The sequence below is a fragment of the Halomicrobium sp. IBSBa genome (genome assembly GCF_017612575.1).
Lineage (GTDB): Archaea > Halobacteriota > Halobacteria > Halobacteriales > Haloarculaceae > Halomicrobium.
The window spans coordinates 33,890-46,832 of record NZ_JADPQC010000004.1; the positions used below are offsets into that span (position 1 = coordinate 33,890).

Annotated in this window: 19 protein-coding genes; 9 read left to right on the forward strand and 10 right to left on the reverse strand. The window is 68.0% G+C overall.

Features of this window, described 5'->3' with window-relative positions; translation table 11 throughout:
* Positions 1–24 precede the first annotated feature (24 nt).
* The 3 genes from IL252_RS11590 (at position 25) to IL252_RS11600 (ending at position 1,171) form a co-directional block, all read left to right on the forward strand.
* Entirely contained in the window at positions 25–504 is a 480-nt protein-coding gene (locus IL252_RS11590) for an NUDIX hydrolase (RefSeq protein WP_208628139.1), read from the forward strand.
* 24 nt (positions 505–528) lie between these two features.
* A complete protein-coding gene (locus IL252_RS11595) occupies positions 529–735 on the forward strand; it encodes a hypothetical protein (protein WP_153553128.1) in 207 nt (68 codons plus the stop codon).
* A gap of 130 nt (positions 736–865) precedes the next feature.
* Positions 866–1,171, forward strand: coding sequence for a DUF5658 family protein (locus IL252_RS11600; protein ID WP_153553127.1), 306 nt, complete (start codon positions 866–868; stop codon positions 1,169–1,171).
* On the opposite strand, the gene IL252_RS11605 is transcribed toward IL252_RS11600, so the two are convergent.
* The 4 genes from IL252_RS11605 to IL252_RS11620 all read right to left on the reverse strand — a co-directional run bounded on the left by IL252_RS11605 (position 1,163) and on the right by IL252_RS11620 (position 4,509).
* Complete coding sequence (locus IL252_RS11605) at positions 1,163–2,260, reverse strand: asparagine synthase C-terminal domain-containing protein (protein ID WP_369334729.1); 1,098 nt, start codon at positions 2,258–2,260, stop codon at positions 1,163–1,165. The genes IL252_RS11600 and IL252_RS11605 overlap by 9 nt on opposite strands.
* Positions 2,260–2,946 (reverse strand): PHP domain-containing protein, encoded by a 687-nt coding sequence (locus IL252_RS11610; protein ID WP_153553125.1) that lies wholly within the window; start codon positions 2,944–2,946, stop codon positions 2,260–2,262. Before IL252_RS11610 ends, IL252_RS11605 begins: the two co-directional genes overlap by 1 nt.
* A gap of 79 nt (positions 2,947–3,025) precedes the next feature.
* The gene (locus IL252_RS11615) at positions 3,026–4,243 is read right to left on the reverse strand and encodes a TIGR04347 family pseudo-SAM/SPASM protein (protein WP_170094000.1); all 1,218 of its coding nucleotides are present in this window, start codon (positions 4,241–4,243) and stop codon (positions 3,026–3,028) included.
* On the reverse strand, positions 4,240–4,509 hold the full coding sequence (locus IL252_RS11620; RefSeq protein ID WP_170093999.1) for an Htur_1727 family rSAM-partnered candidate RiPP: 270 nt from the start codon (positions 4,507–4,509) through the stop codon (positions 4,240–4,242). Before IL252_RS11620 ends, IL252_RS11615 begins: the two co-directional genes overlap by 4 nt.
* A 258-nt stretch (positions 4,510–4,767) precedes the next feature.
* Between IL252_RS11620 and IL252_RS11625 the strand changes: the two genes are divergently transcribed.
* Entirely contained in the window at positions 4,768–5,010 is a 243-nt protein-coding gene (locus tag IL252_RS11625; RefSeq protein ID WP_153553122.1) for a DUF2171 domain-containing protein, read from the forward strand.
* Positions 5,011–5,083: 73 nt separating this feature from the next.
* Here IL252_RS11625 and IL252_RS11630 read toward each other — a convergent pair whose 3' ends face one another.
* Both IL252_RS11630 and IL252_RS11635 read right to left on the reverse strand, forming a co-directional pair.
* Positions 5,084–5,857: a hypothetical protein gene (locus IL252_RS11630; protein ID WP_208628141.1), complete on the reverse strand. Its 774-nt coding sequence runs from the start codon at positions 5,855–5,857 to the stop codon at positions 5,084–5,086.
* Between the two features lie 133 nt (positions 5,858–5,990).
* Positions 5,991–8,279, reverse strand: a complete 2,289-nt coding sequence (locus IL252_RS11635) for a nitric-oxide reductase large subunit (protein ID WP_208628142.1) — start codon at positions 8,277–8,279, stop codon at positions 5,991–5,993.
* A gap of 186 nt (positions 8,280–8,465) precedes the next feature.
* Between IL252_RS11635 and IL252_RS11640 the strand changes: the two genes are divergently transcribed.
* Together IL252_RS11640 and IL252_RS11645 are read left to right on the forward strand one after the other, a co-directional pair.
* On the forward strand, positions 8,466–8,843 hold the full coding sequence (locus IL252_RS11640) for a helix-turn-helix domain-containing protein (RefSeq protein WP_018258763.1): 378 nt from the start codon (positions 8,466–8,468) through the stop codon (positions 8,841–8,843).
* Positions 8,840–9,172: a hypothetical protein gene (locus IL252_RS11645; RefSeq protein WP_015762933.1), complete on the forward strand. Its 333-nt coding sequence runs from the start codon at positions 8,840–8,842 to the stop codon at positions 9,170–9,172. The genes IL252_RS11640 and IL252_RS11645 overlap by 4 nt, the downstream gene beginning before the upstream one ends.
* Positions 9,173–9,199: 27 nt before the next feature.
* Here the strand turns inward: IL252_RS11645 and IL252_RS11650 are convergent, their stop codons facing one another.
* On the reverse strand, positions 9,200–10,504 hold the full coding sequence (locus IL252_RS11650; RefSeq protein ID WP_208628143.1) for a hypothetical protein: 1,305 nt from the start codon (positions 10,502–10,504) through the stop codon (positions 9,200–9,202).
* An 88-nt stretch (positions 10,505–10,592) separates the two neighbouring features.
* Here IL252_RS11650 and IL252_RS11655 point away from each other — a divergent pair, with 88 nt between their 5' ends.
* Positions 10,593–10,853 (forward strand): DUF2249 domain-containing protein, encoded by a 261-nt coding sequence (locus IL252_RS11655; RefSeq protein ID WP_015762931.1) that lies wholly within the window; start codon positions 10,593–10,595, stop codon positions 10,851–10,853.
* Positions 10,850–11,170 carry a hypothetical protein gene (locus IL252_RS11660; RefSeq protein WP_208628144.1) on the forward strand — a complete coding sequence of 107 codons (321 nt, stop codon included), beginning with the start codon at positions 10,850–10,852 and terminating at the stop codon, positions 11,168–11,170. Before IL252_RS11655 ends, IL252_RS11660 begins: the two co-directional genes overlap by 4 nt.
* Positions 11,171–11,223: 53 nt before the next feature.
* Here the strand turns inward: IL252_RS11660 and IL252_RS11665 are convergent, their stop codons facing one another.
* From IL252_RS11665 to IL252_RS11675, 3 genes are all read right to left on the reverse strand, one after another.
* Complete coding sequence (locus tag IL252_RS11665) at positions 11,224–11,526, reverse strand: cupin domain-containing protein (RefSeq protein WP_208628145.1); 303 nt, start codon at positions 11,524–11,526, stop codon at positions 11,224–11,226.
* Positions 11,523–11,756 (reverse strand): DUF2249 domain-containing protein, encoded by a 234-nt coding sequence (locus tag IL252_RS11670; RefSeq protein ID WP_015762928.1) that lies wholly within the window; start codon positions 11,754–11,756, stop codon positions 11,523–11,525. Before IL252_RS11670 ends, IL252_RS11665 begins: the two co-directional genes overlap by 4 nt.
* A 67-nt stretch (positions 11,757–11,823) precedes the next feature.
* Positions 11,824–12,198, reverse strand: a complete 375-nt coding sequence (locus tag IL252_RS11675) for a cupin domain-containing protein (RefSeq protein ID WP_208628146.1) — start codon at positions 12,196–12,198, stop codon at positions 11,824–11,826.
* Positions 12,199–12,286: 88 nt separating this feature from the next.
* On the opposite strand from IL252_RS11675, the gene IL252_RS11680 reads away from it, so the two are divergent.
* Complete coding sequence (locus tag IL252_RS11680) at positions 12,287–12,859, forward strand: hypothetical protein (RefSeq protein ID WP_208628147.1); 573 nt, start codon at positions 12,287–12,289, stop codon at positions 12,857–12,859.
* Positions 12,860–12,943 lie beyond the last annotated feature (84 nt).

A 12,943-nucleotide genomic window follows, 5' to 3' on the forward strand; every position in this document is an offset into this window, starting at 1 on the left:
GTCTCCTCTCTCTTCTGTGGCTGTATGGAGACTACGCGCCACTTCGTCGCGACCGTCTACGTCGTCGAGAACGGTGCCGTCGCACTGCACGAACACGACAAGCTCGACATGTGGCTCCCGCCCGGCGGCCACATCGACCGCGACGAACTCCCCCACGAGGCGGCGCTGCGTGAGACCAGCGAGGAACTGGGCTTCGACGTGGCCCTGCTCGCGCCCGAGGGCGATCTGGAGAGCGAGACGGCCCGTTCGATCCCGGAACCCCAGCACTTCCTGCTCGAAGACATCAACGTCACCGACGAGGGCGTCGGCCACCAGCACGTCGACTTCATCTTCTACGGCGAAGCGCCCCACCGCGAGATCGATCCCGAACCCGGCGAACAGCCCGCCGAAGACTGGGAGTGGCTCACTGCGGCCGCGTTGCGAAACCGCGACGACCTGCCCGCCGACGTGGCCGAGATCGGCCAGCGAGCGATCGAAGCGGTCGGAGGCGAGCACAACGCCTAACGGCGCGGTCGCACAAGCGCCGCTATGGACCGACGCTGTCCGGACTGTGGCGTGACGATGGAACCGGTCGAGCTCCGAACTGGCGAGGGATTCAAACTCCAGATCAACACCGACGAGCGCCGCGAGGGGCTGCTGGGCTCGCTGGGGATGACGGAGAACCACTCCGTCGAGGGGCGACTCTGTCCCGAGTGTGGACTGGTTCGGACCTACGCCGACCTCGACGACGCCTGACGAAACTGGCGCTGTCGACAGCCCCGACCTTGCCGTGGCGTCTCACAGATCGGTCGGCATCGCACTTTTGCGACCAGCGCCGTATACACGACTAGACGTGTTGGCAGCACTGTTGGGTGTCGAACGCCGGATGACGCGGACTCACGCCGTCCTCTGGGCGGTCGTCCTCGTCGCGACCACGCTCGACATCCTGACGACGATGGTGGGGCTGTCCCGTGGCTTGCAGGAGGGAAACGCGGTCGTCGAGGCCGCGATCGGACTGCTCGGACTGCCGGGCCTGTGGCTCGTGAAGTTCGCGGCGATGGTGTGGCTCGTCGCCGGCTGGGCGCTGCTCTCGGACCGGAACGCGGCGATCTTCCTCGGGCTCTTTGCCCTCGTCACGGTCGCGACGGTCGTCGCGAACACCGCGACGCTGCTGGGCGTCGCGTTACAGTAGCGACTCGACGTACCTGGTGACGTGATCGTCCATCCGGCGCTTGAACCCGTCCTGGCGAGCCAGTCGGTCGAGTTCGCGGGCGGCGTACGTGCCGTACTGGACCGCCTTCTTGTCTCGCCGCGCGATCTCCTCGGGGAGCCACTCGCTGGCGGCCCGTCGCAGCGCCCACTTGCGCTCGTCCTCGCCCCGGACCAGCTGCTCGCCAGCGAGACCGAGCGCCGTCGCGACGACGCGGTCTGCGAGCAGCGGTGCGACCGGTTCGACGCCCGCCGCTTCGAGGGCCAACACGTCCCGTTCCAGTTGCTCGGGCAGCGTGGCGATCACCTCTCGCTGAGCGCCACGGACCGTGTCGGCCTCGATCCGGTGATCGTCGGGGGCGTTTGCCACCTTCGCGTAGCCACCGAACAGTTCGTCGGCACCCTGTCCGACGACGAGGCGGTCGTAGCCGTCGGCGGCGACGCGCCCAGCGGTCAGAAAGAGGGGGAGCGCGATCTGTACGTCCATGGCGTTCGTCCGTCCCGTCGCGCGGGCGATCCGAGGGACCGCGCTCACCAGATCGTCGTGCGTGAACTCGACGACGGTCAGCTCGCGGTCGAGGGCCGCCGCGGCCGAGCGCGCGGCTTCGATGTCGTGGCTCCCCTCGAAGCCGGCGACGTACAGCGGGGCGTCGAGGCGCGCGGCCAGGAGCGCGGAGTCGACGCCGCCAGAGAAGGCGACGGCGGTCGACGCCGCGTCGACGGCGTCAGTCGCGGTCCGGATCGCCCGCCGGACGGCAGCGACCGCGGTGTCGTCGTCGCTCCGGTCGCCCTCGGGGAGCGTCCAGCGAGCGTCGTCCACGTCGGCCGGTAGACAGTGGCCCGCTGGCACCGACACCGGGTCGTCGAGCGCCGTCGGATCGAACGCCCACGCGCCGTCGGCGGTCGGATCGGCGGCCCCGCGCTCGACGAACAGCGGGACCCGGCCGAGCACGTCCCTGACGAGCGTGGGCCGGCCCTCGACGGACACTCGTCCGGCGAACCCCCGTGTTCCCGGCAGTGGATCGCGGTCCCGGATCGCTCGCCGGACGAGCGACGCGTCGGCACCCCGGATCATTCGATCAGCTGCGAGAAGCGGTTCTTCACCCGGCGCTTGGCCCCGCCAGCGGCCTGGCGGAAGCTGATGTGCCAGGGGGTGCGCTTGCCCTCGACCGTCGTCTGTCCTTCCCGGATGGCGTCGAGAATCGCCGCGACGCTTCGCTCGTCGGTGTCGACGTGTGTCACCGCCTGCCCGACCATCTCGCTGATGTGGGCGTCGCTGCCGGCGGTCATCGGCAGCCCGCGGCGACTGGCGAACTGGTGGGCCTGGCGGTTCGAGCGCCCGGTCAACAGCCGGGAGTTGTACACCTCGATGGCGTCGGCCGCCGTCAGCTCGTCTTTCGAGATCTCGTCCAGGACGCCGCTGCGAGACTCCTGGAAGGGATGGGGGACGACAGCGACCCCGCCCTGCTCGTGGATGCGGTCGAGCGTCTCGGAGAAGGAGAGCCCGGCCGGGACGAGCTCCTCGATGCCCAGCCCCAGGACGTGGCCGGCCTGGCTGGAGATCTCCGCCCCCGGAATGCCGATCAGTCCGTACTCGGGCGCGAGCCGGGCGGCTTCGAGGCTCGCGTCGATCTCGTCGTGGTCGGTGACGGCCAGCGCGTCCAGGCCGACCGCCTCGGCCTGTTCGAGCAGGAGCTCGACCGGATCGCGGCCGTCGTAGGACAGCGCAGAGTGGGAGTGGAGCTCGACCGTTAGCACGGGCGAACGTACTGTAGCGGTCGGCAAAAGCGCCTCGGTCGCGGCCAGCGGCGCGTCGTCGCGCGACGGCCTCTCGCTGTCAGTCCGCCGTCCCCGTGTCGGGCCGCGACGGCGGTGGCGTCTGGATCTCCTCGTCGGTGAGGTAACACTGCGGGTCGGGCGCGAAGAGGTCGTCCTCGACGGTCAGCGCGCGCAGGCGGGAGCCGCCGCGACAGACCGCCTTGTACGCGCAGTCGGCGCACTTCCCGGTCAGGCGGGACTCGCGGTCCCGCAGCGCCGAGAGCAGGGGATTCGACTCGTCCTCCCAGATTGCGCCGAAGGGACGGTCACGGACGTTGCCAAGCGAGTAGTTCTGCCAGAACTGCGTGAGGTGGACGTTGCCCTGGTAGTCCACGTCGGCGACCCGTTCGCCCGTGGGATCGCCGCCGTTGGTCCGGAGGTACTCGTAGACGGTGCGGGCCTTCGCCTCGCCGTAGTGGTCGCGCGCGTACTCGACGATGTAGGCGGCGTCGGCGTAGTTGCCGACCAGCAGCGTCTCGATCTCCTCGCCGCGCTCGTGGTACGACCGGGTCATGTCACAGACCGTCTCGACGGCGTCGCGGCGCTGGTCGGGCGTCAGGTCGGCGTCGAGGATCTCCGTCCCCCGACCGCCGTAGTCGAGGTGATAGAAGCAGAACCGATCGAGCCCCTTGTCGCTGAGCAGGTCGACGACGCCCGTGAGGTCCGGCGCGTTGCGTTCGGTGATCGTGTACCGCAGGCCGGTCTTCAGCCCGGCGTCCAGGGAGTTCTGGATTCCCCGGACGGCGGCGTCGAACGCGCCCTCTTTCCCGCGGAAGGCGTCGTTGCGCTCGGGGAGGCCGTCGACGGAGACCCCGGCGTACTTCAGCCCGGCGTCGCGCAGCGACCGGGCGCGCTCCTCGGTGATGAGGGTCCCGTTGGTCGAGAGGACCGGGCGGACGCCGCGCTCGTCGGCGTAGGCGATCAGTTCTTCGAGGTCGTCTCTGACCAGAGGCTCGCCGCCCGAGAAGAGGACCACCGGCACGCCGTAGTCGGCCAGTCCGTCGAGCATCGCCTTCCCTTCGGCCGTCGACAGCTCGCCGTCCGCGACCTCGGTGTCGGCGGCGGCGTAGCAGTGGTCACAGTAGAGGTTGCACTGCTTGGTGACGTTCCAGACGACGACCGGACGGCGCTGTTTGCGGTCGCGGATCTGTTCCTTGCGAGACTCCTCGGCCGCGTCGTAGCGCAGGCCGTCGCCCTCTGCGTCGAGGTCACAGAGGAGTTTGCTGACGGAGATCACGCCTCGTCGACCTCCGTGGCGGCGACCGGCGACGCGGCCTCGGTCTGGACGCGTTCGACCTCGTCGGCCGGACAGAGCCACAGCGCCCCGGCGGTCCACTCGAACAGCTGTCGAGCCTGTTCGCGGGCGATGTCGGCCGACGGTGCGCTGACGCTGCCCGCGTGCGTCAGGGTGTCCTCGGACGACTCGCGGACGAACAGCTCCCACTCGCGGGTGACGGCCTCGCGCGGTTCGTCGACGGTGACAGAGAGGGGATCGTCTGGCATACCCGACGGTTACGTCCTGACCCACAAAACCGGGGGAGCGCGTTCCCATCGGCTGGGAACGGGACGTACCGGTTCGGGGAGACAGCGGCGAAAAGCCGACCCTACGAACGGTAGCCCGGCGGAGAGCGGTCAGACGGAGTGGTAACGAAAGCGAACGGACATCCAGATTCGGTCGCGAGAATATAACGGACGTATACTTAATGCCGACTGGTCTCACATCTCGTCTGCCGCCCGGCGATCCCGGGACGGCAGTTCACCATGCCACGAGACTTCATGGCCGAAGACAGAGGAAAGAACGTACTGACAGCCGACGGCGATATGATCGGAACGATCGAGAACATCGAGGGGAGCAACGCACACGTCACGCCGTCGTCCTCGCTGGACCAGAGCGTCCGCACCAAACTGGGCTGGACGACAGAGGGCGAAGACGTGTACGAGCTCTCGCACTCGTCGGTCGCCCAGATATCGGACGACGAGGTACATCTCGAACGCAACCCCTGAGAGTGCCGACCGTCCGGACTCGACCACGAATCACCAGTAAGCCCCGTACCGACCTCGGTCGTGTTCCGGACCGCTATTTTTCCGCGTACTCGCGCAGGCTCCCGGCGTCGACCGACAGCGCCGTCGCCCCGCGTTCCCGTAGCTCCGTGGCGACTCCGTCGAGGTGCTCGAAGCCGACGACGGCGACCGCGGTCCCGTCGGTTCCGGCCAGCGCCCGCGCCATCGTGCGCTCGCGAGCGGCGTCGACGATCTCGTCGGCCGCCGGGCGCTCGAACGCCCGCAGGACAGAGAAGCTCCGCGAGAGGTGTCGGCGTTCGTGTGCGGCCACGGCCGCGGAATCGGTCGGCCGCTCGATGTCGAGATCGATCCCCCCGTCGGCCAGTGGCGTCGAGAACCGATCGCGACCGAAGACGCTCGCGAGGCGACAGGACAGTGCCTGCCGGCCGACCGTGAGCGCGTTGGAGGCGATTCGACCGATCGTCTGACAGCCTGGCGAGCGGTCGCGGATCTCGTCGGCCAGCGCCGCCAAGAACCGGGGGCCGTGGGCGTCGATCGCAACACTGTCGGCGTCGGTCGCGGCGAGTGCGGCGCTCATCTCTCCCTCGCCGCCCGCTTCGAACAGCGGCAGTGCCAGTGGCGGGAGTTCGACCGCGACCGTGTCGGGGTCGAGCGCCCGGATCGCGCTGTCGACCCGGTAGACGCTGGCAGGGTGGTCGTGGACGACGCCGATCAGGAGGACGGCTCCGTCCGGGTCTTCGAGGAGCCGGAAGTGATCGGAGCGAATGCGAGGGTCGGCAAGCAGTGCGGCGGGCGACTCGGGAACGGCCCCGAGGTCGTCGGTGGTCATCGAAGGAGTAGCAACCGTATGCTTTCGATCCGCTTAACCCTTGCCTATCCTCTCGTCAGAGAGACCATACCGAGGAGAACCCGTCGAGATGCCTGCCGGCAGTAACACGCGAAAGAGCGGCGGTAACGCGCGGTTAGTCGTCGTCGAGGACGCCTTTCGCGACGGCGACGTCGTCGATGTCCGGGTCCGCCGCGGTCTTTCGGAGGACGAACCGCTTGCGGACGATGTCGGCCGCGTAGATGACCGTCCCCAGGATCATCAGGGTGTCACCGGGCAGACGCGCCCAGAAGAGGTCCTGAATCAGCGGCTGATTGTAGAACGCCAGGCTCCGACCCGCCGCGTAGCTCCCGGTGAAGATCGCCTCCAACTGGAGGAAGCCCACCGGCAGCACGGAGACGAACACCATCAGCGCCAGCCCGACGTTCCAGCACCAGAAGGCATAGCGCAGCCAGGTGCCGTCCCAGCGGTCGGGCTCGATGGCGATCTGGAGCATGTACGTGACCATCCCCAGCGCGAGGAATCCGAAGGCCCCGAACATCGCGGCGTGGGCGTGGCCCACGGTGAGGTAGGTGCCGTGCTCGTAGTAGTTGATCAACGGGAGGTTGATGAAGAAGCCAAGCACCCCGGCACCGACGAAGTTCCAGACGCCGCTGGCGATGATGAACATGAACGGGAGCCGGTAGGGGAAGCTCTCGCCGGCCCCGGTCATGGCGCGGTACTGGCCCAGCGCCTCGTAGAGGATGAACACCAGCGGGATCAGCTCCAGCGTCGAGAAGACGCTCCCGATGGGCACCCAGATGTCGGGCATCCCGATCCACCAGTAGTGATGCGAGACGCCGATGACGCCGGTCGACATCACCAGCAGCGCCTGGAGCATGACCGCCTTCTCGGCGCTGCGGCGCTTCAGGAGGTTCATCGACACCAGCGTCAGCCCGATGATGGCGACGATGAAGAACTCGAAGGCCCCTTCGACCCACATGTGGACGACCCACCAGCGCCAGAACTCCGTGACGGCGATGTTGGTGTCCGGGGTAAAGAGGAAGCCCGCGGTAAAGAGGAGGGCGATCGAGCCGCCGGCATAGAGGATCATGTGTGCGAGCCCGTAGCTGGGTTCTCTGTCCAGCAGCGGCTTCAGACCGCGCACCGAGAGGACGGCCCAGATGAGGAACCCCGCGAGGATGCCGAACTGCCAGAGCTTCCCGACTTCGAGGTACTCCAGGCCCTCGTTGCCGAGGATCCACCAGAGGCTCCCGTCGATGTACCCCTTGGAGCCGAGCCAGATCCCACCGAGACCGCCGACGACGACCACGACGATCGCCGCCAACAGCCCGTTGACGTACGTCGACTGGCGATCGGGCTCGTGGCCCGTCAGCAGCGGCGGGAGGAACAGTCCGGCCCCGAGCCACGTCGCGGCGATCCAGAGGATCCCCAGGTCGATGTGCCAGGTCTTGGCGATTGCGAAGGGGAGCAACTGGAGGATGTGGACGCCGAAGATCTCCTCGATGCCGAAGAAGCCGGCGCGTTCGATGTAGAAGTGCGCCAGTAACCCGCCCAACAACACCTGTCCCAGGAAGAGTCCGGCGGCGACGGGCACGAAGCGCAAGGCGGCCCGCTGGCTGGGGAACACCTTCACGTCGCCGGGTTCGGGGACGGAAATACCCTTCGCGGACGGCTCGGGGAGCGAGATCGACTTGTACAGCCAGACGCCGAAGCCGGCCCCGGCGACCAGCAGGACCATCGCGATGACGCTCCAGGTCATCGCGGCCGCCGTCGCGTCGTTACCGGCACCGGGCTGGAAGGGCCAGTCGTTCGTGTAGGAGTGGTCGCCGCCCGGTCGGTCGGTGTGGGAGAACCACGCCGTCCACAGCGCGAAGTCCGCGAACTGGCGGGCTTCCTCCTCGCTGTCGATCATGTCGACGGGTACGCCCCGTTCGTGGTCGCCCTCGTGGTAGCGCTCGACGTACTCCTGGCGGACCTGCTCGTGAGCGTAGGCCTCCGCCGCGGAGTACTCGATCGGTCCGCCGCCGTACTCGCCGTCGAGGTCCCGTTCGACCACGTCGGCGACGGCGGCCTGTTCGTCGCTTTCGAGGGCGTCGTACGCGCTGCCGTGGCGCTCCTGGGCGTAGTAGTCCCGCATGTGCTGGACTTTCAGGTCCAGCGTGTCCGCAGTGTAGTCCTGTCCGTAGTACGCACCGTTGCCCAGGATCGAGCCGTGGTTCATCAGCCCGTCCTTCTGGAACGCCTTCTTGCCGTCTCTGATCTCCTGTCCGGTCACGATCGTGTCGCCGTCGGGTCCGACGACTTCGTCGGGGATCGGCGGTGCCGACTGGTACGCGAGCCACGCACCACCGCCCATGACGATCAGATTGAACACGAAGACCACCGCGATGATCTTCGCGATCGTCGCACGTTGTACTTGCATACAGGTGGCGATTGGCCGACTCCCTACATCAATCCGCGTCGGGTTCTCAGCACCGGGCGACGGGGGGAACATGTTCGCTGTCGGCGCGGGCGGCGACGATAGCGACAAGAGCCGCAGTATGGCGGCCGAACTCGGCGATCCGTGTCGGTGCTGTTTTACCCCTCGACAGGTGAGACTCTGTCACGGATGGTCCGGGACCCGTTCGAAGACGAATTATCGCCAGCGCTAGAGGACGTACTCGACGCGCTGGACGACGAGGACTGTCGGGCGATCGTCAGCGTCCTGGAAGAGCCGATGACAGCCAGCGAAATCGCGGAGGAAAGCGGCGTGCCACTGTCGACGACCTACCGAAAGCTCGAACTACTGACGGAGGCGTCGCTGCTTCACGAGGGCGTCGAGGTGCGTCCCGACGGACAACACGCCAGCCGCTACGCGATCAGCTTCGAAGACGTCGTCATCTCGCTGGACGACGACCGGACGTTCGAAGTCGAGATCTCTCACCGGCCTCGGACGCCGGACGAACGCCTCGAAAACCTCTGGTCGGAGGTCAGAAAAGAAACATGAGCCCACATGTCCCCAGTTCACAGGTCGGTATCGTCGCGACGAAGACGCTCACACTCATCCTCGGTGGGCTGATTACGTACTACTCCTACCGGGCCTACCAGCGAACGAGCGCCAGAGAGTTACAGGCCCTCTCGTGGGGGTTCGGGATAATGACATTCGGGGCGTTGATAGGGGGCGTCATCGACATCTTCGTCCCCAGGATCCTGGCCCGCCTCTCGTGGCTCCCCGGCAGTGGCTTTCAGGACTGGCTCGTGGTCAGTGTCTTCGTCCAGAGTCTGCTGACGACGGTCGCCTTCGCCATCATCCTCTACTCGCTGTACGTCGATTGACGACACCGCTGGCGGACGCGACCTTACTTACGCACTGACGAGGGTCCCGACGGAGTAGTCGCCGTGTTCGACGACGACCAGCAGCAGGTTCGCCGCGAAGGCGAGTGCGCCCAGGGCCGCCAGTCCCCAGCCCGCAGTGATCGCGGGCGACGGGAGCAGCGTCGGCGCGACCGAGCCGAGGACGACCAGCGCGATCCCGGCGGTGTAGGCGACGCCGTCGACGACCGCCAGCCGGTCGAGGTAGAGATCGTCGACCATCGGCACCGGTTCGAGGCCGACCTGATCGCTGTAGCGGTCGACCCACACGAGGAACGGGACGATGTGGTACAGCGTTCCGAGGACGACGAAGGCCAGACCACCGGCCAGTAACAGCGACCCCGTCGCCGGGCCGCCGAAGGTGACGGCCGGCCCGAGTGCGTTCCGCGACCAGCCGACCAGCGCCGGGACCGCCCACACGCCCAGCCCCGCGGCCGCGAGTCCGTAGCGGGTGAGCATCGGCGTCCACTCGACGCGAGTCTGGCGGAGCCTGTTGGCGACGACGACGGCGATGCCGAGCACGGAGAGGGCGACGACCACCCCGCCAGCGCGGGCGATCGGAGCGACGCCGAACAGCCGCCCCACGACGAGCGCCGCCACGCCGACCGGGTACGCGAGCGTTTCGACCCGCTGGAAACGGCGCTCGACGGGGCCGAGCTCGGTCTGGGTGAACATCGTCGCCAGCTGATAGAGCGCCCCGAGCACCGTCGTGAGCACGGCACCGAAGATCGCCGCCGTCGCGTGGGCCGAGCGGACGGTCGCGTGGGTGAGGCCCGCGACGGGTAACGCGCTCGCGGCGAAGTCGATCGCCAGCACCATCCCCAGCGTGGTCACGACGACGAACCAGCCGACGGCGACGGCGAAGTGTGACTCCGTCGCGTCGAAGGGACGGGCCCCGGCGAGCGTCCGGGCGAGGTTGTAGGCGAAGAGCCAGACACCGCCGACCGCGAGCACGCCAGCGATCGGGAGCAGTCCGAGCGCGCCCGTGAGAAAGCCAGCCGCGAGGCCGGCGAATCCGAGCCCCGCGAGGGGCAACTGGAGGATCGCAAGCCGTCTGGAGTGCAGCGAGACGCCCGACCAGACCGGGACGAACTGCGTCATCGCCCCGAGGATGGTCAGACAGATCCAGCCCGCGACGAACAGGTGGACGTGAGCGACCTGCCCCGCCCAGCCGGTCGTCACCGCGGCAGTCGCCACTCCCGCGACCAGGTACGCCAGTGCCACGAGGAAGTGCGCGAGCGGGATCGCAGTCGGCGGACCGCTCGACTCGTCGACGGCGGCCGGAATGACGCTCATACCCGTCCGTTCGTCCGCCAGCGTGCTGTCGGTGTGGCCGAACACGTTCGGGACAACGGTTGCTCCGGGGGCGGCCGTCCGTTCGTGTATGGACGCGACCGAGGCCCTGCAGACGACCGACGCACCCGACGACGCACCGACCCGCGAACTCGACGTGCGTTCGCTGGGCCCGCCGAAGCCACTGCAAAACACCCTCGAAACCCTGGCGGAGATCGACGACGACGAGGTCGTCGTCCAGTTCAACGATCGCGCGCCGGAGTTCCTGTACCCGAAACTCGACGACCGCGGCTTCGCCTACGACACTGTCGAGGGCGATGACGTGACCGTGACGACGATCTGGAAGGCATGACCGACTGTGTGACCGGGCCAGAGAGCGGGACACGCAAAGCGGAGGGAGAGCGAGCGAGCGACGCCACGCGGTCGGCAGAGAACGTGGCGATCGAACGGATCAGAGAGCGCGGCGAGTCCGTCCGCGACCGTCAGGTCGAGCGAGCGCTGTCGGAACTGGAGCTGTCGGAACGCGAGCGCGACGCCGTCGAGCGACTCGGCGACCGCCTCGTCGAGCGGCTCCTGGCGGTCCCGGAAGCCCAACTCGAACGGGCCGCGAGCGACGGCGACGAGGAGACGCTGGCGGCCGCTCTGGAGCTGTTCTCTGGCAGTCGGTGAGTGCGTTCGCGGCGAGAACGGGGAGTGAGGCCGGGGACGATCGAACCGAGAGGTCAGGTCGCAGACGCGAGGACCAGCAGCGCCTCGCTGTCGGTCCGGGCCTGGGGGGAGATGTCCTGATCGCCGTCGAACCGGACCACGTCGCCGGCCGTCAGCGACACCACTTCGTCGCCGAGGTGGAGGTCCAGCTCCCCCGAGAGCTGGTGAAAGACGATCTGGCGGTCTGGATGCTGGTGGGCCGGGACGCCCTCGTCGGCCGCGAGGCTGAGTCGGACCGTGTGGGGTTCGTGCTCGAACAGCGTCGCCCGGCCGTCGTCGTCGAGGTCGTCCAGCGAGACCAGTTCGGTGTCGCTCATGCTTTCGGGAGCCGTGCGACGTAGTTGCCGTCGTCCCGTTCCTCACAGGAGTACCCCTCCGCGTCGAAGGCCTCGACCTCGGCCTGGAACTCGTAGAACAGCGGCTTTGGCTCGTGGTCGTTGACGATCTCCAGGGCCTCGCCGCTGTCGAGGGTCTGGAACGCCTCGTGGATCATGGGGTGGCGCTGTGGCGGCGGTACCTCGCGCAGATCGAGTGTTTCGGCTGGCATCGGTCGACGGTAGTGGCCACGAGCGGGAAGGACTTTGGCCGAACGTGTTCGGTCCGAGGCGGCGGTGTCAGTCCGGATCGAACTGTCCCGTCTGGAGGCCCCGACGCACCGGCTCGTGTTCGGCGTCGGTCGGCGGTGGCGCGGTGACGAGCGTCGCCGCCAGTCGCTCGTCGTCGTCGGCTTTCACCCCGCGTTCCGTTCCTGCGGGCACGACGACGACGCTCCCCGGCTCGACCGCGTGGTCGGTCTCGCCGTCGCGGATCACGCCCGAACCCGACACGACCGTGATCGCCACGTCGCTGTCGGGCGCGTGGACGGGGATGAACTGTCCCGGCTCGAAGTATCCCAGGACGACCTTCTGGTGCTCGGTCTCGTGGATCGTCTGTGCGGAGAACTGTGCGTCGTCGTAGCGTCGTTCGGCGTCGATCGACGTTGCGGTCACAATCGAAGCGTCGGCCGGGACGGCGGTCTGGGTTTGCCCGAACGTGTTCGCCAGCAACCACAGCGGGCTGGCGGTCCAACGCTGACGTATGAGCCTCCTCTCCGGATTCGCTCGCGACGGCGAGGGCCCCGAGTACGACGACTACGACGAGTTCGCCCCCGAACACCTCCCGGACCCGGGACCGTTCCTCGACGGCGCGGTGTTGACCGGCCGCGAACACGCCGCCTTCCACCGGGCGACGCGGACGCTCTTCGAGCGGCGGGGCGTCATCGACATGACCTTCGGCTACAACCTCGCGCGGCTGAACCTCGACCGGCGACATCCCGAGTCGGGGTTCCGGTACGCCCGCGAGACCGAGACCGACGGCGAGCGCGTCCTCCGGGCCGAGTTCACGCCGACGACCGAGTTCTGTCCACAGAGCGATACGCTGACCGTCGGCGCGTTCCGGGCCTGGAACGGCTGTCGCGAGTCCCACGAGTACGACCTCGTGCGGGTCCGGGTCGACCCGATGCACCACCAGAGTGAGACCATCAACGCGAAGCTGCGAGAGCTCGAATCGGTGTTCCGAGAGACCGGCGAGATCCCCTCCGATATCGACGCGGGCGACGCCACGGCTGGCGACGACGTGGCCGACGAAGGCGGGTTCGACACCCCGTTCTAGGTGGCGCGAGGGTGAGTCGTGGGAACGACCATCAATGCCCGCACGAACGTGTTCGGAGTAACGCCGATGTGGAGAGCGGCGAAA

What these genes read in the sequence shown, in the direction of transcription:
- IL252_RS11635 (WP_208628142.1), bottom strand. Translation starts at nt 8,279, where the DNA reads ATGCAAGTACAACGTGCGACGATCGCGAAGATCATCGCGGTGGTCTTC.
- IL252_RS11680 (WP_208628147.1), top strand. Translation starts at nt 12,287, where the DNA reads ATGAGCCTCCTCTCCGGATTCGCTCGCGACGGCGAGGGCCCCGAGTAC.
- IL252_RS11655 (WP_015762931.1), top strand. Translation starts at nt 10,593, where the DNA reads ATGGACGCGACCGAGGCCCTGCAGACGACCGACGCACCCGACGACGCA.
- IL252_RS11600 (WP_153553127.1), top strand. Translation starts at nt 866, where the DNA reads ATGACGCGGACTCACGCCGTCCTCTGGGCGGTCGTCCTCGTCGCGACC.
- IL252_RS11630 (WP_208628141.1), bottom strand. Translation starts at nt 5,857, where the DNA reads ATGACCACCGACGACCTCGGGGCCGTTCCCGAGTCGCCCGCCGCACTG.
- IL252_RS11670 (WP_015762928.1), bottom strand. Translation starts at nt 11,756, where the DNA reads ATGCCAGCCGAAACACTCGATCTGCGCGAGGTACCGCCGCCACAGCGC.
- IL252_RS11620 (WP_170093999.1), bottom strand. Translation starts at nt 4,509, where the DNA reads ATGCCAGACGATCCCCTCTCTGTCACCGTCGACGAACCGCGCGAGGCC.
- IL252_RS11665 (WP_208628145.1), bottom strand. Translation starts at nt 11,526, where the DNA reads ATGAGCGACACCGAACTGGTCTCGCTGGACGACCTCGACGACGACGGC.
- IL252_RS11650 (WP_208628143.1), bottom strand. Translation starts at nt 10,504, where the DNA reads ATGAGCGTCATTCCGGCCGCCGTCGACGAGTCGAGCGGTCCGCCGACT.
- IL252_RS11660 (WP_208628144.1), top strand. Translation starts at nt 10,850, where the DNA reads ATGACCGACTGTGTGACCGGGCCAGAGAGCGGGACACGCAAAGCGGAG.
- IL252_RS11625 (WP_153553122.1), top strand. Translation starts at nt 4,768, where the DNA reads ATGCCACGAGACTTCATGGCCGAAGACAGAGGAAAGAACGTACTGACA.
- IL252_RS11590 (WP_208628139.1), top strand. Translation starts at nt 25, where the DNA reads ATGGAGACTACGCGCCACTTCGTCGCGACCGTCTACGTCGTCGAGAAC.
- IL252_RS11595 (WP_153553128.1), top strand. Translation starts at nt 529, where the DNA reads ATGGACCGACGCTGTCCGGACTGTGGCGTGACGATGGAACCGGTCGAG.
- IL252_RS11640 (WP_018258763.1), top strand. Translation starts at nt 8,466, where the DNA reads ATGGTCCGGGACCCGTTCGAAGACGAATTATCGCCAGCGCTAGAGGAC.
- IL252_RS11645 (WP_015762933.1), top strand. Translation starts at nt 8,840, where the DNA reads ATGAGCCCACATGTCCCCAGTTCACAGGTCGGTATCGTCGCGACGAAG.